Source organism: Mesorhizobium sp. CA8 (genome assembly GCF_020164955.1).
Lineage (GTDB): Bacteria > Pseudomonadota > Alphaproteobacteria > Rhizobiales > Rhizobiaceae > Mesorhizobium.
Genome location: NZ_JAIUHG010000006.1, coordinates 173,760 through 189,763 on the forward strand (window position 1 = coordinate 173,760; position 16,004 = coordinate 189,763).

The 16,004-nt window shown below is 62.9% G+C and carries 21 protein-coding genes and 1 pseudogene; 9 read left to right on the top strand and 13 right to left on the bottom strand.

The genetic code is table 11. The annotated features are described in order from the left end of the window. Positions 1-33: 33 nt before the first annotated feature. From LB553_RS09405 to rpsF, 11 genes are all read right to left on the bottom strand, one after another. Positions 34-777 carry an SDR family NAD(P)-dependent oxidoreductase gene (locus LB553_RS09405; RefSeq protein WP_224512547.1) on the bottom strand — a complete coding sequence of 248 codons (744 nt, stop codon included), beginning with the start codon at positions 775-777 and terminating at the stop codon, positions 34-36. Between the two features lie 23 nt (positions 778-800). Then, positions 801-2,282: an amidophosphoribosyltransferase gene (gene purF / locus LB553_RS09410; protein ID WP_224512549.1), complete on the bottom strand. Its 1,482-nt coding sequence runs from the start codon at positions 2,280-2,282 to the stop codon at positions 801-803. A gap of 114 nt (positions 2,283-2,396) precedes the next feature. Then, positions 2,397-3,074, bottom strand: coding sequence for a CvpA family protein (locus LB553_RS09415; protein WP_224512550.1), 678 nt, complete (start codon positions 3,072-3,074; stop codon positions 2,397-2,399). Between the two features lie 42 nt (positions 3,075-3,116). Beyond that, positions 3,117-4,520, bottom strand: a complete 1,404-nt coding sequence (gene radA / locus LB553_RS09420) for a DNA repair protein RadA (protein WP_224512553.1) — start codon at positions 4,518-4,520, stop codon at positions 3,117-3,119. Positions 4,521-4,741: 221 nt separating this feature from the next. Beyond that, positions 4,742-6,232 (bottom strand): replicative DNA helicase, encoded by a 1,491-nt coding sequence (locus LB553_RS09425; RefSeq protein WP_224512555.1) that lies wholly within the window; start codon positions 6,230-6,232, stop codon positions 4,742-4,744. Positions 6,233-6,429: 197 nt separating this feature from the next. Next, on the bottom strand, positions 6,430-7,395 hold the full coding sequence (locus tag LB553_RS09430) for a small ribosomal subunit Rsm22 family protein (protein ID WP_224512557.1): 966 nt from the start codon (positions 7,393-7,395) through the stop codon (positions 6,430-6,432). A gap of 1 nt (position 7,396) precedes the next feature. Continuing rightward, complete coding sequence (locus LB553_RS09435) at positions 7,397-7,720, bottom strand: YnfA family protein (RefSeq protein WP_224512559.1); 324 nt, start codon at positions 7,718-7,720, stop codon at positions 7,397-7,399. 153 nt (positions 7,721-7,873) lie between these two features. Continuing rightward, entirely contained in the window at positions 7,874-9,160 is a 1,287-nt protein-coding gene (locus LB553_RS09440) for an SAM-dependent methyltransferase (protein WP_224512561.1), read from the bottom strand. A gap of 294 nt (positions 9,161-9,454) precedes the next feature. Next, positions 9,455-10,039 (bottom strand): 50S ribosomal protein L9, encoded by a 585-nt coding sequence (gene rplI / locus LB553_RS09445; protein WP_224512562.1) that lies wholly within the window; start codon positions 10,037-10,039, stop codon positions 9,455-9,457. Positions 10,040-10,254: 215 nt separating this feature from the next. Beyond that, positions 10,255-10,503 (bottom strand): 30S ribosomal protein S18, encoded by a 249-nt coding sequence (gene rpsR / locus LB553_RS09450; protein WP_006203718.1) that lies wholly within the window; start codon positions 10,501-10,503, stop codon positions 10,255-10,257. Further along, positions 10,503-10,997 carry a 30S ribosomal protein S6 gene (gene rpsF, locus LB553_RS09455; protein ID WP_224512564.1) on the bottom strand — a complete coding sequence of 165 codons (495 nt, stop codon included), beginning with the start codon at positions 10,995-10,997 and terminating at the stop codon, positions 10,503-10,505. The genes rpsR and rpsF overlap by 1 nt, the downstream gene beginning before the upstream one ends. 372 nt (positions 10,998-11,369) lie before the next feature. Here rpsF and LB553_RS09460 point away from each other — a divergent pair, with 372 nt between their 5' ends. Continuing rightward, the gene (locus LB553_RS09460) at positions 11,370-11,525 is read left to right on the top strand and encodes a hypothetical protein (protein WP_224512567.1); all 156 of its coding nucleotides are present in this window, start codon (positions 11,370-11,372) and stop codon (positions 11,523-11,525) included. A gap of 56 nt (positions 11,526-11,581) precedes the next feature. Next, positions 11,582-11,920, top strand: coding sequence for a DUF2188 domain-containing protein (locus tag LB553_RS09465; RefSeq protein WP_224512569.1), 339 nt, complete (start codon positions 11,582-11,584; stop codon positions 11,918-11,920). Between the two features lie 431 nt (positions 11,921-12,351). Here LB553_RS09465 and LB553_RS09470 read toward each other — a convergent pair whose 3' ends face one another. Next, positions 12,352-12,534: a hypothetical protein gene (locus LB553_RS09470; protein ID WP_224512571.1), complete on the bottom strand. Its 183-nt coding sequence runs from the start codon at positions 12,532-12,534 to the stop codon at positions 12,352-12,354. Positions 12,535-13,080: 546 nt separating this feature from the next. On the opposite strand from LB553_RS09470, the gene LB553_RS09475 reads away from it, so the two are divergent. The 6 genes from LB553_RS09475 to LB553_RS09500 all read left to right on the top strand — a co-directional run bounded on the left by LB553_RS09475 (position 13,081) and on the right by LB553_RS09500 (position 14,989). Beyond that, positions 13,081-13,440: a hypothetical protein gene (locus LB553_RS09475; protein ID WP_224512573.1), complete on the top strand. Its 360-nt coding sequence runs from the start codon at positions 13,081-13,083 to the stop codon at positions 13,438-13,440. A 90-nt stretch (positions 13,441-13,530) separates the two neighbouring features. Further along, positions 13,531-13,773: a hypothetical protein gene (locus tag LB553_RS09480; protein WP_224512574.1), complete on the top strand. Its 243-nt coding sequence runs from the start codon at positions 13,531-13,533 to the stop codon at positions 13,771-13,773. Next, a complete protein-coding gene (locus LB553_RS09485; protein WP_224512575.1) occupies positions 13,770-14,096 on the top strand; it encodes a hypothetical protein in 327 nt (108 codons plus the stop codon). The genes LB553_RS09480 and LB553_RS09485 overlap by 4 nt, the downstream gene beginning before the upstream one ends. Beyond that, positions 14,093-14,368: a DUF1488 domain-containing protein gene (locus tag LB553_RS09490; RefSeq protein WP_224512576.1), complete on the top strand. Its 276-nt coding sequence runs from the start codon at positions 14,093-14,095 to the stop codon at positions 14,366-14,368. The genes LB553_RS09485 and LB553_RS09490 overlap by 4 nt, the downstream gene beginning before the upstream one ends. Before the next feature lie 83 nt (positions 14,369-14,451). Then, on the top strand, positions 14,452-14,703 hold the full coding sequence (locus tag LB553_RS09495) for a DUF982 domain-containing protein (RefSeq protein WP_140756641.1): 252 nt from the start codon (positions 14,452-14,454) through the stop codon (positions 14,701-14,703). A 130-nt stretch (positions 14,704-14,833) separates the two neighbouring features. Continuing rightward, entirely contained in the window at positions 14,834-14,989 is a 156-nt protein-coding gene (locus LB553_RS09500; protein WP_224512577.1) for a hypothetical protein, read from the top strand. Here the strand turns inward: LB553_RS09500 and LB553_RS09505 are convergent. Continuing rightward, the gene (locus LB553_RS09505; protein WP_224512684.1) at positions 14,939-15,310 is read right to left on the bottom strand and encodes a hypothetical protein; all 372 of its coding nucleotides are present in this window, start codon (positions 15,308-15,310) and stop codon (positions 14,939-14,941) included. The two genes, LB553_RS09500 and LB553_RS09505, sit on opposite strands and share 51 nt — an antisense overlap. Here LB553_RS09505 and LB553_RS09510 point away from each other — a divergent pair. Next, positions 15,264-15,957: pseudogene (locus tag LB553_RS09510) on the top strand (NYN domain-containing protein). The gene LB553_RS09505 and the pseudogene LB553_RS09510 sit on opposite strands and share 47 nt — an antisense overlap. Positions 15,958-16,004: the final 47 nt, after the last annotated feature.

The following is a 16,004-nucleotide window of genomic DNA, read 5'->3' on the forward strand; positions in this document are numbered from 1 at the left end:
CCGGAGCCCGGCTTAATCCCGTCTGAGCTTCTTCTATTCCGGCTGCCGGTAGGCGACGAAGCGGTTGTGCTTGGCCTGGAAGATCAGGCCCGTCTCCTTCAGCTCCGGGCTTGCCAGGGGCACGATGCGCCTGGCGATCTCGGACGGATGCGGCAGCGTCTCCGGATCCTCGCCGGGCATGGCCTGGGCGCGCATGGCCGTGCGGGCCGCGCCCGGATCGGCGGCGTTCACCCTCAGCGGCAGGCTCTCGGTCTCATGCGCCCAGGACCGCATCATCGTTTCGACGGCGGCCTTGGAAGCCGCATAAGGCCCCCAGAAGGCGCGCGCCGAATGCGCCGCGTTGGAGGAGAGAATGATGGCGCGGCCCGCGTCGGAGAGCCTGAGCAGCGGGTCGACCGAGCGGATCAGCCGCCAGGTCGAAGTCACGTTGATGGTCATCACCTTCTCGAAGGTCTTGGCCTCGACATGGCCGATCGGCGAGATGACGCCGAGCACGCCGGCATTGGCGACCAGGATGTCGAGCTTGCCCCAGCGCTCGTGGATCGCTGCGCCCAGCCGGTCGATGCCGGCCATGTCGGCAAGATCGAGCGGCACAAGCGTCGCCTGTCCGCGACCGTCGGCCTTGATCTGGTCATCGAGCTCTTCCAGCCCGCCCACTGTGCGCGCCACCGCGATCACATGCGCGCCGGCCGCCGCCAGCTCCCTAGCGATGAAATAGCCGATGCCGCGCGAAGCGCCGGTTACGACCGCCACGCGGCCGGAAAGGTCGAGAGTCATTCAGGAATTTCCGTAAACTGCGATTACGACCCGCCACTCGCCAGCAGCGACAGCGTGCGCACATTGTCGTGGCCTTCGAAGTCGAGCAGACGGGTGGGGTATTGGCCGGTGAAGCAGGCGTCGCAGAATTGCGGCTGGTCGTTGTCGCGGCGCGCTTCACCGACGGCACGGTAGAGCCCGTCGATGGAGAGAAAACCGAGCGAATCGACGCGGATGAATTCCGCCATCTCCTCGACCGACATGCGCGATGCCAGGAGCTTCGACTTCTCCGGCGTGTCGACGCCGTAGAAGCAGGATGCGCTGGTCGGCGGCGAGGCGATGCGCATATGCACTTCCTTCGCGCCTGCGTCCCGCACCATCTGCACGATCTTCTGGCTGGTGGTGCCGCGCACGATCGAATCGTCGACCAGCACCACGCGCTTGCCCTCGATCATGCGGCGGTTGGCATTGTGCTTCAGCTTAACGCCCATATGGCGGATCGAATCGCCCGGCTGGATGAAGGTGCGCCCGACATAGTGGTTGCGGATAATGCCGAGCTCGAAGGGAATGCCGGCGGCCTGGGAAAAACCGATCGCAGCCGGCGTGCCGGAATCCGGAACCGGCACCACGATGTCGGCGTCGACCGGGCTTTCCTGCGCGAGTTCGGCGCCGATGCGCTTGCGCACCTCGTAGACATTGCGGCCCTCGACCGAGGAATCCGGCCGCGCAAAATAGACATATTCGAAAATGCAGAAGCGCGTCTTCTGCGGCTCGAACGGGAAGATGCTCTCGATCCCCTTCGAGGTGATCACCACCATCTCGCCGGGCTTGATGTCGCGCACGAAGCGGGCGCCGATGATGTCGAGCGCGCAGGTTTCGGAAGCGAGAATCCAGGCGCCGTCGAGATCGCCCAGCACCAGCGGGCGGATACCGAGCGGATCGCGGCAGCCGATCATCTTCTTGGCCGTCATCGCCACCAGCGAGAAGGCGCCCTCGACCTGGCGTATCGCGTCGATGAAACGCGAATTCAAATCGCGCTCCTTGCTGGTCGCGATCAGGTGCAGCAGCGTCTCGGTGTCGGAGGTCGAGGAAAAGATCGAGCCCTGCTTCTGCAGCACGCGCTGCACGGTGAGCGCGTTGGTGAGGTTGCCGTTATGGGCGACCGCCAGGCCGCCCTCCGCAAGCTCGGCGAAGAAGGGCTGGATGTTGCGAATGCCGGCGCCGCCGGTGGTGGCGTATCGCGTATGTCCGATGGCGCGGTTGCCTTGCAGGCTGTCGATGACGCGCTGCTTGGTGAAGGTATCGCCGATCAGGCCGACATGGCGTTCGACATGAAACTGGGTGCCGTCATAGGAGACGATGCCGGCCGCTTCCTGGCCGCGATGCTGCAGGGCATGAAGCCCGAGCGTGACGATGGCCGCCGCATCCTGCCGGCCGAAGATGCCGAATACGCCGCATTCGTCGTGGAAATGATCGTCGGCCTCGGCGGAAAGGACTTTGCCTCTGTCTGCCGTTGAGTCTGCCATTTGGTGCTCAAGCTCCGCTAAAGCCGCCATATAAGGCGATCGCTCGCCGAACGCAACGCGCGTCGTTAGGCATTCACAAAACGCCTCAGGCCAGCGCCATGGCTGGCCTGGACTTCAGTTTGCCGGCGCTGGAGCGGGAGCCGGGGCAGGCGCTGGAGCCGGCTCGTTGTCGGCCGGTGCCTCGCCCTCGCTGTCGTCGGGTGCCGGCGCGTTGTCGTCGCCGGTGGCCGGCGGCTCAGCCGCCGGCTGATCGGTCGTCGCCGGCGCGCCGGCCTGCGGCGTGCCCTTATGCGTGTATTTGTTGACCAGTTCCTCGGTGTTCTCGGGCAGCACGCTTTCGAGCTTGGCGCCGATCGTCTCGAGCAACGGCCGCGACTTGGCGTTGGCGACCCAGGCGGGCGCCTTGGCGCCCGCCAGCCAGTTGAAGAACAGCAGCGCCACCGCGACCACCAGGATGCCGCGCGCCGCGCCATAGAGGAAGCCGAGCGTCCGGTCGAGCGCGCCGATGCGTGAATCGATGATCCAGTCGGCGAGCTTCATGGTGATGACGGAGACGACGATCAGCGCGATGAGGAAGACGATGCCGGCAGAGGCCGCCATCGCGATCTTGTCGTTGTCGACATAGGGCTGAACATAGGGCAGGACCGGCTTGTAGAAGAAGAACGCCGCCGCCGCGGCCGCTACCCAGGAAACCACAGACAGCACTTCGCGGGAGAAGCCGCGCACCATGGCGAGCATTGCTGAGACCAGAGTGAAGCCGACGAGGATTCCGTCAAGCAGCGTAATCGGCATGGTTGTCGCCCCACTTCCTGTCTTGCGGCGTGATGAGCCGCATCACTCCCCGTCGTCGGCACGGCCGCGCCGTGAGCCGGCTATGCGCGCCACAAGGTCGGCCAGCTCGGTGGGCTGGAACGCGCCGGCCCCGATCCCCCCGGCAACTTCCTCGCTGCCGAGCGGCAGCACCGCGCTTCCAAAACCCAGCTTTTCGGCTTCTTTGAGACGCTGCTGCGCATGCGCAACCGGCCTCACGGCGCCCGATAGGCTGATTTCGCCGAAATAGACGCAATCGGCGGGAAGGGCAAGACCGGTGAGCGAGGAAACCAGTGCGGCGGCGACCGCGAGATCGGCGGCCGGCTCCGAGATCCGGTAGCCGCCGGCGACGTTGAGATAGACGTCGTGCTGGCCGAAGCGCACGCCGCAATGCGCCTCCAGCACGGCGAGCACCATCGACAGCCGCGCCCCGTCCCAGCCGACCACGGCGCGGCGCGGCGTGCCGAGCGAGGAGGGCGCGACCAGCGCCTGGATCTCGACCAGCACCGGCCTGGTGCCTTCCATGCCAGCGAAAACCGCGGCGCCCGGCGATTTCGCGTGACGTTCGCCGAGGAAAAGCTCCGATGGATTTGAGACCTCGCGCAGGCCTTTGTCCGACATTTCGAAGACGCCGATCTCGTCGGTCGGCCCGAAACGGTTCTTCACGGTGCGCAGGATGCGGAAGTGGTGGTTGCCCTCGCCCTCGAAATAGAGCACGCCGTCGACCATGTGCTCGACGACGCGAGGGCCTGCAATCTGGCCCTCCTTGGTGACATGGCCGACGAGCACGATCGCAGCGCCTGTGGATTTCGCGTAGCGGATCATCGCCTGGGCGGCGGCGCGCACCTGGGTGACGGTGCCAGGCGCCGAATCGGCAAGGTCCGTCCACAGCGTCTGGATGGAATCGAGGATGACGAGGTCCGGCCGCCTGCCGTCCGCGATGGTGGCAAGAATGTCCTCGACATTGGTCTCGGCGGCGAGTTCCACCGGCGTTGAGGCGACGCCGAGGCGCTGCGCCCTGAGCCTGATCTGCGCGACGGCTTCCTCGCCCGAGACATAGACGATGCGGTGGCCTTTCGAGGCGAGCGCCGCGGCGGCTTGCGTCAAAAGCGTCGACTTGCCGATGCCGGGATCGCCGCCGACAAGAAGTGCGGAGCCGCGCACGAAGCCACCGCCGGTGGCGCGGTCGAGTTCGCCGATGCCCGATACGATCCGCGGCGCATCCTCGATGTCGCCGGCGAGACTGGTCAGCACCACGGCGCGGCCCTTGCGGGCGTTGCGCATGTTCGCCGGCCCCGAGCCAATGCCGCCGGACGTGCCTTCCTCGACAAGCGTATTCCACTCGCCACAGGCATCGCATTTGCCGGCCCAGCGCTGATGCACCGAGCCGCAATTCTGGCAGATGAACTGAACGCGCGATTTGGCCATTAGGCGCGGCCCGACATTGGATAGGCCGGCGGGACAGCGCCCCCCTCTGTCCTGCCGGACATCTCCCCCTCTAGGGGGGAGATCAGCAGTTTTGCCGACGGCGCCCATCTTGCCGCGTCGGTGATTGGCGAAAGCCGACGCGACATCCAATCTCCCCCCTTGAGGGGGAGATGTCCGGCAGGACAGAGAGGGGGGTGAAGGAATGAGGCCTTTGCCAAGAGCTACTCAAACCTCTCAGGCAAATGATGCTCCTCGGCCAAATCCGAAAACCGCGTGAATTCACCATGGAAGGCCAGGCTGACGGAGCCAGTTGGTCCGTGGCGCTGCTTGGCGACGATCACCTCGGCCTTGCCGCGCGCCTCGTTCATCTCGTTTTCCCACTTGACGTATTCCTCGGTGCCGAGCTTCGGCTCGCGGTTCTTGAGGTAATACTCCTCGCGATAGACGAACAGCACCACGTCGGCGTCCTGCTCGATGGAGCCGGATTCGCGCAGGTCCGAGAGCTGCGGGCGCTTGTCGTCGCGGCTTTCGACCTGACGCGACAGCTGCGACAGCGCGATGATCGGCACACCGAGCTCCTTGGCCAAAGCCTTCAGGCCCGTGGTGATTTCGGTGATTTCCTGCACGCGGTTCTGCGAGGCGCGCGCGGAGGATCCCTGCATCAGCTGGATATAGTCGATGACGATGAGATCGAGGCCGCGCTGGCGCTTCAGGCGCCGCGCGCGAGCGGAAAGCTGCGCGATCGAGATACCGCCGGTCTGGTCGATGAACAGCGGGATCTTCTGCATCGTCTGCGAGCAGGCGACCAGTTTTTCGAAATCCATCTCGGTGATTTCGCCGCGGCGGATCTTCGAGGACGAGATCTCTGTCTGCTCGGAGATGATGCGGGTGGCCAGCTGCTCCGACGACATTTCGAGCGAGAAGAAGCCAACGACGCCGCCATTGGCGGCCTTGAAGCTGCCATCGGCCTGCTGCGCCGGAACGTAAGCCTCGGCGATGTTGAAGGCGATGTTGGTGGCCAAGGAGGTCTTGCCCATGCCTGGGCGCCCCGCAAGCACGATCAGGTCGGAGGGCTGCAGGCCGCCCATGCGGCGATCGAGGTCGCGCAGCCCGGTGGCGATGCCTGACAGGTGGCCGTCACGCATATAGGCGGCGTTGGCCATGTCGACAGCGGTTTTCACCGCATCGTTGAAGCTTTCGAAGCCGCCATCGTAGCGGCCGGTTTCAGCAAGCTCGAACAGCCGCCGTTCGGCATCCTCGATCTGGTCGGAGGGCGACATGTCGACCGGCGCGTCATAGGCGATGTTGACCATGTCCTCGCCGACGGTGATCAGCGCCCGGCGCGTCGCGAGGTCGTAGATCGCCCGGCCATAGTCGGTGGCGTTGACGACGGTGACCGCTTCGACGGCGAGGCGCACGACATACTGTGCCACCGTCATGTCGCCGACCTTCTCGTCGGCCGGCAGGAAGGTCTTGAGCGTAATCGGCGTCGCGATCTTGCCCATGCGGATGAGTTCGGCCGCGACCTCGAAGATCCGGCGGTGCAGCGGCTCGTAGAAATGTCCTGGCTTGAGGAAATCGGAAACGCGGTAGAAGGCGTCGTTGTTGACGAGGATGGCGCCAAGCAGCGCCTGCTCGGCCTCGATGTTGTTCGGTGCCTCGCGATAAAGCGGCGTTTCCGCCGCGCCGAATTTCAGTGCCGCCTCTGCCATGATTTCCCCGATTTCGATCCCGCCTCCTCGATATCAGAACGGAAAGAAAGGGTGCTGACCTTTCTGCAACAGTAAGATTCCGACTGACTTTGATACTCGCGATTCACAGCAAAATTTTCACGTGGAAAGAATTGTCATTGACTCGAATCGAAGAGGCTGAAGATAGCGCTTCGAACGAGAACAAAACAAGAAAATTCCTATCCCAGCGTATCGCCCCAGTCCGCCCGCCGCGCGGCCCTGAAAACGTCCCCGTCGCGCTTGCTGAACAGTCGCTCGCCGGCGCTTCCGTCCGGCTGGCAGAGTTTCAGCACCACCTTGCCGGAGCCGCCTTTCGGCGGCGCAAGCACCCGTGCCGGGAGCGCCGGCGCTGGCTGCCGGGAGGCGGCAAGGTGAATGAATTTCTCGTCCTCCCATGGCACGTCGGCTTCCTTGACCAGGCGATGCAAGCGTGAGCGGGCGACGCGGCGCGAAAAATGGCACCAGTCTGGCGGCTTGAGCGGGCAGGGCGCCGCGTGCGGGCAAGGCGCCAGGATATGCGCGCCGGCTTCGATCAATTGTTGCCGGGCGGCAAGGATGCGCTGCCAGCCGGCGGGCGTGCCGGGCTCGACGATAAGCAGCGTGTCGGCGGTGAGCTGCCAGAGGCGACCGACGAGCTTCGGCAGCGAAGCCGGCGCGACCTCATCGAGCACATAGGCGATGCTGACGAGGTCGGCGGGCTTGATGTCGTCGAGATCGATGGTGGCGTCGCCGGCGACCCATTCGGCGCGGGCGGCGATCGTGCCGGCCGCAAGCGATTGCCCGACCTTGCGTACCGCCGCGCTTGCTTCGACCAGAACCGCCCGTTCCAACTCCGGCCAGGCATCTGAGGTGGCCCACAGCATGGTGCCAGGCCCGGCGCCGACGTCGAGCAAGGTCTTCGGGTGGAAATCCGGTAGCGCATGGGCCAGCGCATCGAGGCCAGCGCGTACAGCGGCATAGGTGGCGGGCAGCCGCGTCGCCAGATAGGCCTTGACGGCCATCTCCTCGCCCATATGCAAGCGGCCGTCGCGCAGCTCGGCGCGGTAGCGTTCCGAGAGCGTCCGCGCCGCTTGTTTCAGCGCCGGCAATGGCACCTTCTCCAGGAGGCTGTCGATGCCTTGTCGGAGCAGGGCGGGCAATTCCACCTCAGGCTCCCCTTGGTGCAAGCAGGATGACGGAGGCGCCGACGATGCAGAGCGCCGCGCCCGCCAGGTCCCAACGGTCGGGGCGCGCGCCCTCGACCAGCCACAGCCAGCCGAGCGAGGCCACGATGTAGATGCCGCCATAGGCAGCGTAAGCCCGGCCCGCCGCGTCCGTCTCGACCAGCGACAGCAGCAAGGCGAAGAGCGCCAGCGAGGCGAGTCCGGGAAGAAGCCAGAGCGGCGACTTTTCCAGCCGCCACCACGCCCAGAACGAGAAACAGCCGGCGATCTCGGCAAGGGCGGCTGCGGTGTAGATGAGGTAGGTCATGACAAGGTCGAACTTGTCACAGGCTGCCACGCCGATAGCAAGTCATCATCGGCTGGCGGGGGCTGAAGGAAATTCCCGAAGGGCGGCGCTAGCGCTCAAAAACCGGCTCTGCCGCCGACAGACGACCTTTGCCAAGGCTTAGGTCTAAATCGCCTATTCCACCTTCTTGCGGCGTGTCGGCTTGGCGGGCGCAGGCGCCGCCGGCTCCTTGTGCCCGATATCGCGCAGCTCCAGCGCCTTCTCGCATTTGGCCATATAGTCGCGCGTCATCGGCAGCGTGTCGTTCTTCTTGGCGATCTGGAACTGGAAGATCACCAGGTCCTGCCAGCGGAAGGCGGCCTCGGAGGCGGCAAGATAGAACTCCCACATTCGGCAGAAGCGCTCGTCATAGATCGCCTTCGCCTTGTCGCGATTGGCGGCGAAACGGGCCCCCCAATGCTTGAGCGTCTCGGCGTAGTGCAGACGCAGGATCTCGATGTCGGTGACGACCAGGCCGGACTTCTCGATCGCCGGCAGCACCTCCGACATTGCCGGGACGTAGCCGCCCGGGAAGATGTACTTGCGGATGAAGGCGCTGGTCGCCCACGGCACGCCGGAGCGGCCGATGGTGTGGAGCAGCATCACGCCGTCGGGCTTCAGAAGCGTCGCAGCCTTGTCGAAGAAGGTGCGGTAGTGGTTGACCCCGACATGCTCGAACATGCCGACCGAGACGATGCGGTCGAAGCGCTCGTTGATGTGGCGATAGTCCTTGAGATCGAAATGCACGCGGTCCTGCAAGCCTTGCGCATGCGCGCGGTCGGTGGAGACGCCCTGCTGCTCGGTCGACAGCGTCACGCCCTGCACGTCGACGTCGAAGGCTTTGGCGAGATAGAGGCCGAGGCCGCCCCAGCCGGAGCCGATGTCGAGCACCGTCTGGCCGGCCTTAAGCCTGAGCTTGGCGGCGATGTGGCGCTTCTTGGCCAGTTGCGCTTCGTCCAGCGTCATGTCCGGCTGTTCGAAATAGGCGCAGGAATACTGCATGTCCTCGTCGAGGAAGAGCTTGTAGAGCTCGCCGGACAGGTCGTAGTGGCGCTCGACATTGCGGCGCGAGCGCGACGCGGTGTTGATCTGCTGCAGCCGGCGGAAGGCGTGGCGCAGGCCCTCGATCGCCTTCGACCAGGTGACGTCGATGCCGCTCGATCCCATGTTCTGGAACGCGATGCGCATCAGCCCGAGAACGCCGCCCTCGAGCACGTCCAGCTCGCCGTCCATATAGGCTTCGGGCACCGCCAGCATCGGGTCGAAGGTGATGGCGCGCTCGGCATGCGTGGTCTTGATATGGATATGCACCGGCTCGCCGCTGCCGTCGCCGAACTTGTGCGTCGTGCCTTTCGGTCCGGTCACCTTGAGGTCGCCGGCGCGCACCAGGCGCTCGAGAACGTGTTTCAACAGGATATTCATGACCAAATGTCCCCTCAGTCGGACCACCCGGTGACCGGACTGGATGCCAAATCGAACCGCACGGCGCATCGCCCGCGTCCAATCGACGCGCCACGCTGTAATGTGCACAAGATATAGGGTGGCGAAAAGTTCCTTTTGGCACAAAAAAGCCCGGGTCGGAGACCCGGGCGTTGGTCCAGAAATCCTGGACATGTGCGAGCCGAAGCGATGCCTCGGAAACTGTGCCGATCAGGCCCGGAGATCAGGCCTGGAGATCAGGCTAAGAGATCAGGCTAAGAGATCAGGCCCCAGAGATCAGGTGTTCTCTTCGCCGCCTTCGAACTCGGCGTTCGGGTCGAAGAAATTCTCCGGCCGGGCGTTGTCGTTGATATCCTCGCCATAAATGGCTTCGGCGGTGGTCAGCGTCTCGCCCTTGGCCTGGCGCTCCGCCTCGTCGGCCGAACGGGCGACGTTGAGCGTCACGGTGACCTCGACTTCCGGATGCAGCGCGATCGCCACATTGGAGAGGCCGATGGTCTTGATCGGCTGGTTGAGCTCGATCTGGTTGCGGTTGACGGTGAAGCCTTCGGCGGTGAGCAGATCGGCGATGTCGCGGGTCGACACCGAGCCATAAAGTTGGCCGGTCTCGCCGGCCGAACGCACGACGATGAAGCTCTTGCCGTCGAGCGTCTCGGCGATCTTTGCGGCTTCCGACTTGCGCTCGAGGTTGCGGGCTTCGAGCTGGGCCCGCTGGCCTTCGAACTTCTTCTTGTTGGCTTCGTTGGCGCGCAGCGCCTTGCCCTGGGGGAGCAGGAAATTGCGGGCGAACCCGTCCTTGACCTTTACGGTCTCGCCCATCTGACCGAGGCGGGAAATGCGCTCGAGGAGAATGACTTCCATGGTTTCGTTCCTTTGTCAGTGCCGCCGATCCTTCGATCGACATTGATTGAATTGGAACAGGTCAGGAAGCTTGGTGCGGCGTCGCCGCTCTTGTCGCTGTCCTGCCTGTCTGGGCAGTTAGAGGCCGACTGGCCCCAACTCGGGATTTGATGCTCAACCCGACGCGCCCGTCGCGCCGGTGAAAAGAGCGGGCGGGGAGCCGCCCGCTCGAGAAATCAGCGAACCACGTAGGGCAGCAGGCCGAGGAAGCGGGCGCGCTTGATCGCCTTGGCGAGCTCGCGCTGCTTCTTCTGGCTGACGGCGGTGATGCGCGAGGGCACGATCTTGCCGCGCTCGGAGATGTAGCGCTGCAGGAGACGCACGTCCTTGTAGTCGATCTTCGGAGCATTGGCGCCGGAGAACGGGCAGGTCTTGCGGCGGCGATGGAACGGACGCCGGGTCGGGATCTGGTTGATGTCGACCATTATTCTGCACCTCCTTCAACGCCTTCGCGCGGACGGCGCGGGCCACGGTCGCCGCCGTCACGGTCGCCGAACGAACGCGGGCCGCGGTCACCGCGGTCGCGATCGCCGAAGGAACGCGGGCCGCGATCGCCACGATCGCGGTCGCCGAAGCCGCCGCGCTCGGAGCGCTCTTCGCGCTTCTGCATCATCGCCGAAGCGCCTTCCTCATGCGCCTCGACCTTGATGGTCAAAAAGCGAAGGACGTCTTCCGACAGGCCCATCTGGCGCTCCATTTCGTTGAGCGCGGCCGGCGGGCAGGTGATGTCCATCAGCGTGTAGTAAGCCTTCCGGTTCTTCTTGACCCGGTAGGTGAGGGACTTCAGTCCCCAGTTCTCGATCCGGCCGACCGAGCCGCCATTCGCGGTGATGACGCCCTTGTACTGTTCGACAAGCGCGTCAACCTGCTGCTGCGACAGGTCCTGCCGGGCAAGAAACACATGTTCGTAAAGAGCCATTATGTTTTTCTGCCTTTCTTCGTTTCTCTCACACCGGCCCTCGCGGCTAAGCCTCTGCAACTTGTCTGACCCGGTCGCCAAGGCGTGGGGAAGAAAGGAGCATCACGAGACGGTCGAGAGCGGAGACACGGGAGGCAGGAAGCGCTTCTGGCTTCGTGTCGGGGTCTTTGATGACCACGGCCCTCCGTTCAGCCCCCAGCAAGGACCGGCAGATTGAGCGCGTCTATATAGCAATTTGCCAGGAAGACAAGGCCGGCAGGGTGCCGGGCGAGACTCCAATGTGTCGCAGCTTCGGAAAACGGCGGCGCACAATCTCGACGGACGAAGGATGTCTGCACCCAGCTGAAGAACCAGGGCGTCCAGATCTACACTATGGTGCTGCAGGCAGACACTGCGGCCAACCGCTCACTCTACAGCGCCTGCGCTTCGGACCCGAGCGACTATTACTACGTCGAGGATCCGGCCAAGCTCCCCAACGTATTCCAGACGATCGCCAACAAATTTTCCAGGCTGCAGCTCACCAACTGAGGGGGAGCCATCGTCCAGCATTATGCGACTAGCTAATCGAGAGGGAAAGGCGCACAGTGCTCCGGCGTGACGCAGCAAGGACAGCCTTGCTAACGGCCGAGACTTTATTTCAAGGCAGTTCCATAACGGTGCTGCAACCGCGGTTGTCCATCCAATTTTTATTCTTCGGCATTGAAGAGGCGGCCAGCATGGCAGGAGCGAGATACTATATATTTAAGGACGCTCATTGCTGGAAGATCGGCTACGACGGTAAGGAATATGTCTATAAGTCGAACGCAGATGCAGTCATGGCCGCGATCAAGGCTGCAAACGAAACTGCGTTGCACGGCTTCGAAGCTGAGGTCCTCGTTCAGGGGATAGACGGCAAGTGGCGCACGGAATGGTCCGGGGGATGAACGGACGTTCAAGCTCTCACTCGATCGCCGGCGGGAAATGAGCCTATGCCTCGCCTTTGAGGCGGCGACCATTATAGACCAGACCAGCGCGGGCGCCTTCGGTCAGTGCAAATACCGCCGCATGATACTTAGTAGCCAATCGTGGAGGCTCATGTCTGGAGGTCGGCAACCATATTCTTCGATCGCAGTCCGCAGGGTCAACTGAACCAATTCCTCACCTGATTTGAGCGATCCGCCTCTGTACTGTCGCGCTCTTGTTCGAAGGGCGCCGAGCAGATGCTGGTCACCTTGGCTGGACAACAGGTTGTGGTCCGGACGCATTGATCGCCCTGTCTCTCGAGCGGGATGGAGCGAGGTCTCTGCCTCGGCTGTCGGCGTGCTTCGCCCGGTTGCGGAACGGAGGCTGCCTGGGCGCTCATGCGCCAATCGATTCAAAGCAGGCGATTGCGTTCCGCGAGTTCACGTGCCCGCCTTAGAGTTCCGTCTGTGTCGGCGATCCTGCGCCTTGCTGCTTCGTCGGTTCTGATGGTCAGCCGCGCCGACATGATCTTGGATGACTTGGTCACCGCAGCGATCAGGACACGTGGGGTATCCGGTGTTTTCATGGTTCTCATGGGTATTCTCCCTTCAGTGAAATGGATGCCGGGACCGCAGTTATCCAGACAATGCCGCACATGATCGGGCCAGGAGCGCTAAACCGCAGTATCGGCCTTGCCGCGATCGCCGGATGTCCTCGATGCCGGGCTTGGCGCGGCTGTCGGGCGGCCGAGTTTTAAGGGCGACTTCTTTCTTGGGCTGAACGAGTATGCATATCCTTTTATAGACGGCTTGCCGTGCGATAGCCAGCAGCGCCGAAATTATTTACCGGCCCCGCAAAATTATCGACGAAGATAAATTGCGAGACGCGAAAAAAATCTCGCAAAAAGCAGCCGATTTTTTGGTGTTTTTGAAATCTGTGTTTAGACTTTTATTTATCCGATGAAAATAAACGCTGCCGCGGCCTTGCCCGCGGTGCCCTTGGAACGCATATATTAAATTCGTTGATTTGGTCGAGGTGGCTTTCGTTATGATAAAGCCTCGCCATCCGCCTTCCGAATTTTCGATAATGAAATGCATGCGCCGCTTCCGGCGCTGCGGCTCGTCGAGGGACGGAGACAACCATGACCACGCTTCTGCAACGCAACACACGCCCGATCCAGCATGGCGCGCCGGCGCGCCTTTTCGACATCGGACAGGCGGTCCGGCTGAAGGGCGGCCTCGGCGTCGGTCCGAAGACGGGTGAAGTCTACCGCGTCACCGGAACCCTGCCGCCGAGGGGAAACTCGCCGCAATACCGCGTCCGCAACGAAAGCGAGCCGCATGAGCGGGTCGTGACGGAGGACCGGCTGGAAACGGCCGGCGACGTGCCAGAGGACGGCATGATGCTCATCGAAAGGACATTCGGACATGGCCAAGGGACAGAGGCGCTCGAACGGCGAGATCAGAAAGCCGAAGCAGGAAAAGACACCGGCCAAACCTGAGAGCGCGTTCGTTCAAATCAAAGGCGCCGGCGGGGTCCGCTCAAGGAAAGAGCAAGGCTGACGCGGGATGTTTGTGCGCGACGGGCTCGGATGAAAGTCGTGATTGAATTCTATCGCGTCCGCGCCGCGGACGACGCTCATGCCGTCGTCGGCCGTGAGACTGTGGAAGCGGTCGATCTGGAAGCGGCAATCGAGATCGCGCGGCTTCTGGCAAGGACGCTGAACATGCCGCAATGGCCAGATGCCGTCGCGATTGCCGACACCGACGGCGCGACGATCTATTCCGGCGTCATTGCCGCGCAGGCGGGCATGGACAAAGGGCCGACATCATGAACGCCGGCAACCAGCCCACCGATGTCGCCCGCAGTATCTGGGCTCGTCCGGACGAGCAAAATGCAAGCGGCGCTCAGGCATGCGAGTTTAGAGACCACCAATATGGCCGCCGCGTGGAAGCCGATCGTTCCTGGACCGTCTATCATGTCTTCACGCGGATTCCTGCGCATGTGAACGGTACCTCTATGATCGGGCTCAGCCGTTCGGAAGCGACGAACAATATGCTGTCCCTCAACCTTCGCACCAGCGAACGCCGCAAGGGGAGGATCGCCGCGCGGCCAGCTCTTGTTGGCGTTCCTGAATTATCGGGAGACCAGTCATGACCCTAGCTTTCCCCAATCCCAGTCGCAGCTTCGACGAAGCGCGCAATGCCGTCTGCTTCATCGGCCATGACGGCATGTTTCGGATCCGTTTCTTTATCGAGGCAGGGGCGTTGGCCAAATCCGGCGTTGTCCCAGGCGGAAAAGTAAGCACCGAGACGGCCTGTCTTACGGCATTCGACGCCTTGCGGGCCACCATCCAAGACGTGGCCGGCAAGGTTTATGTCCGCAACCGCCGCGACTCCTACACTTTGACCGCCGCTGATTTCCGGTAGCGGCATCCGCAATGCGATCAAGGCTGGCTGAATAATGTTGCTGCCGCGCTCGTCTTTCGGCGCCGTCGGGCGTAGGGTGCACGATGGTTCACAAAAAATTCCGGGCTCCTGTGGTTGTCTACATCGCTGGCCCTATCGGTTTCACTCTCATTGAGTCCGTCGCACAGGCTTCGGATTTCCTGTTTGACCATTGGCCTGGAAACGACAGCCTGGCTTGGACTGACGCGATGAAGCGCTGCGCCGAAGATGGTGCTGCCGATGACGCGAGTGTCGCTTTCCTTGCCGCGCTTAAGAGTGCGGGGATCAGCTACGACCGCACCGTTGAGATTTACTGAGCTCGGTGACGGAAAGCGCGCGGTCTGATCTGCGCGCTTTCGGTTTGCAACAGCCATGGAAAACCGCGGCGGTGTTTGCTTAAAACTTGCCCAATCCTGCATACTCCAATCCTGCATACGGAGATTTCGAATGGCGATGAAGCCGAACTATCGATACGAGCGGAGCCAACGAGACAAGGCCAAGGCGGCCAAGAAAGAAGCCAAGCTTGCCGGGAAAGCTGCGAAGGAGAAACCTTCATCCATAGAGCAGAAGGAAGCGCGAGAGCCCGCCGCTGACGAAAGCTGAGGCATGGCGATGACAGAGCGCGAGACGGACAACTTCGAAATCGACGTGGAATGCCCCCGTTGCCGCCATCAGGCAAAGACGCTTGTCGGCTGGATTCGTACTCACACCCAGATGGAATGCGCGAACTGCGGCGAGATCATTGACATTGAAAGCAAGAACTTCAGGTGGCATGAACAGCGCTAAGGAAAGCCCTATGACGCCATCCGAACCTCGGTCGCCGCGCCTTGCCGTTCTGATCGATGCCGACAACGCCTCGGCCAAGATTGCCGATGGGCTGTTCGAGGAGATCGCCAAGATCGGCGAGGCCAGCGTGCGTCGCATCTATGGCGATTTTTCCAGCTCGCGCTCGAAAGCGTGGGCCGACGTTCTTTCGAAGCACGCAAATCATACCCCAGCAGCAGTTTGCCTACACGACAGGCAAGAACGCCTCGGACATCACCCTCGTCATCGACGCGATGGATCTGCTCCATAGCGGCCGGTTCGATGGCTTCTGCCTGGTTTCCTCCGACAGCGATTTCACCCGGCTGGCGGCCCGCATTCGTGAGCAGGGCATCGACGTGTTCGGCTTCGGCGAACACAAGACACCTGAGAGTTTCCGCCAGGCATGCCGGCGATTTGTCTATACCGAGAACCTGCTGCCGTCTGCGCCTGCGAACGAGCCTGAAGCGGTATCGAGCATGAAGCCGTTGCAGCCGCCGTCAGCGGCCGTGCCGATCATCCGCAAAATCATCGCGCAGATGGAAAGCGAAGACGGCTGGGTACCGCTCGGTGCGGTCGGGACACAGCTCGCCAACCTGGCTTCCGACTTCGATCCGCGTACCTTCGGCTTTCGCAAGCTGAGCGATCTCGTCCGCAAGACGAACGCGTTCGAAATCGACCGTCCCGAGGGCGGGACGTTGCGCATCAGAATAAAACCGGAAGCCGCGATCAAACCGGAGGCCGCGCGAAGGGGCAGGCGAAAGACCTGACCGCTGCGGCGCAGGTATGCCGACGTCTTCGCAGGTTGGCCATTTAT

What these genes read in the sequence shown, in the direction of transcription:
- LB553_RS09405 (WP_224512547.1), bottom strand. Translation starts at nt 777, where the DNA reads ATGACTCTCGACCTTTCCGGCCGCGTGGCGGTCGTAACCGGCGCTTCG.
- purF (WP_224512549.1), bottom strand. Translation starts at nt 2,282, where the DNA reads ATGGCAGACTCAACGGCAGACAGAGGCAAAGTCCTTTCCGCCGAGGCC.
- LB553_RS09415 (WP_224512550.1), bottom strand. Translation starts at nt 3,074, where the DNA reads ATGCCGATTACGCTGCTTGACGGAATCCTCGTCGGCTTCACTCTGGTC.
- radA (WP_224512553.1), bottom strand. Translation starts at nt 4,520, where the DNA reads ATGGCCAAATCGCGCGTTCAGTTCATCTGCCAGAATTGCGGCTCGGTG.
- LB553_RS09425 (WP_224512555.1), bottom strand. Translation starts at nt 6,232, where the DNA reads ATGGCAGAGGCGGCACTGAAATTCGGCGCGGCGGAAACGCCGCTTTAT.
- LB553_RS09435 (WP_224512559.1), bottom strand. Translation starts at nt 7,720, where the DNA reads ATGACCTACCTCATCTACACCGCAGCCGCCCTTGCCGAGATCGCCGGC.
- LB553_RS09440 (WP_224512561.1), bottom strand. Translation starts at nt 9,160, where the DNA reads ATGAATATCCTGTTGAAACACGTTCTCGAGCGCCTGGTGCGCGCCGGC.
- rplI (WP_224512562.1), bottom strand. Translation starts at nt 10,039, where the DNA reads ATGGAAGTCATTCTCCTCGAGCGCATTTCCCGCCTCGGTCAGATGGGC.
- rpsR (WP_006203718.1), bottom strand. Translation starts at nt 10,503, where the DNA reads ATGGTCGACATCAACCAGATCCCGACCCGGCGTCCGTTCCATCGCCGC.
- rpsF (WP_224512564.1), bottom strand. Translation starts at nt 10,997, where the DNA reads ATGGCTCTTTACGAACATGTGTTTCTTGCCCGGCAGGACCTGTCGCAG.
- LB553_RS09460 (WP_224512567.1), top strand. Translation starts at nt 11,370, where the DNA reads ATGGTGCTGCAGGCAGACACTGCGGCCAACCGCTCACTCTACAGCGCC.
- LB553_RS09470 (WP_224512571.1), bottom strand. Translation starts at nt 12,534, where the DNA reads ATGAGAACCATGAAAACACCGGATACCCCACGTGTCCTGATCGCTGCG.
- LB553_RS09475 (WP_224512573.1), top strand. Translation starts at nt 13,081, where the DNA reads ATGACCACGCTTCTGCAACGCAACACACGCCCGATCCAGCATGGCGCG.
- LB553_RS09480 (WP_224512574.1), top strand. Translation starts at nt 13,531, where the DNA reads ATGAAAGTCGTGATTGAATTCTATCGCGTCCGCGCCGCGGACGACGCT.
- LB553_RS09485 (WP_224512575.1), top strand. Translation starts at nt 13,770, where the DNA reads ATGAACGCCGGCAACCAGCCCACCGATGTCGCCCGCAGTATCTGGGCT.
- LB553_RS09490 (WP_224512576.1), top strand. Translation starts at nt 14,093, where the DNA reads ATGACCCTAGCTTTCCCCAATCCCAGTCGCAGCTTCGACGAAGCGCGC.
- LB553_RS09495 (WP_140756641.1), top strand. Translation starts at nt 14,452, where the DNA reads ATGGTTCACAAAAAATTCCGGGCTCCTGTGGTTGTCTACATCGCTGGC.
- LB553_RS09500 (WP_224512577.1), top strand. Translation starts at nt 14,834, where the DNA reads ATGGCGATGAAGCCGAACTATCGATACGAGCGGAGCCAACGAGACAAG.
- LB553_RS09505 (WP_224512684.1), bottom strand. Translation starts at nt 15,310, where the DNA reads ATGCGACGCACGCTGGCCTCGCCGATCTTGGCGATCTCCTCGAACAGC.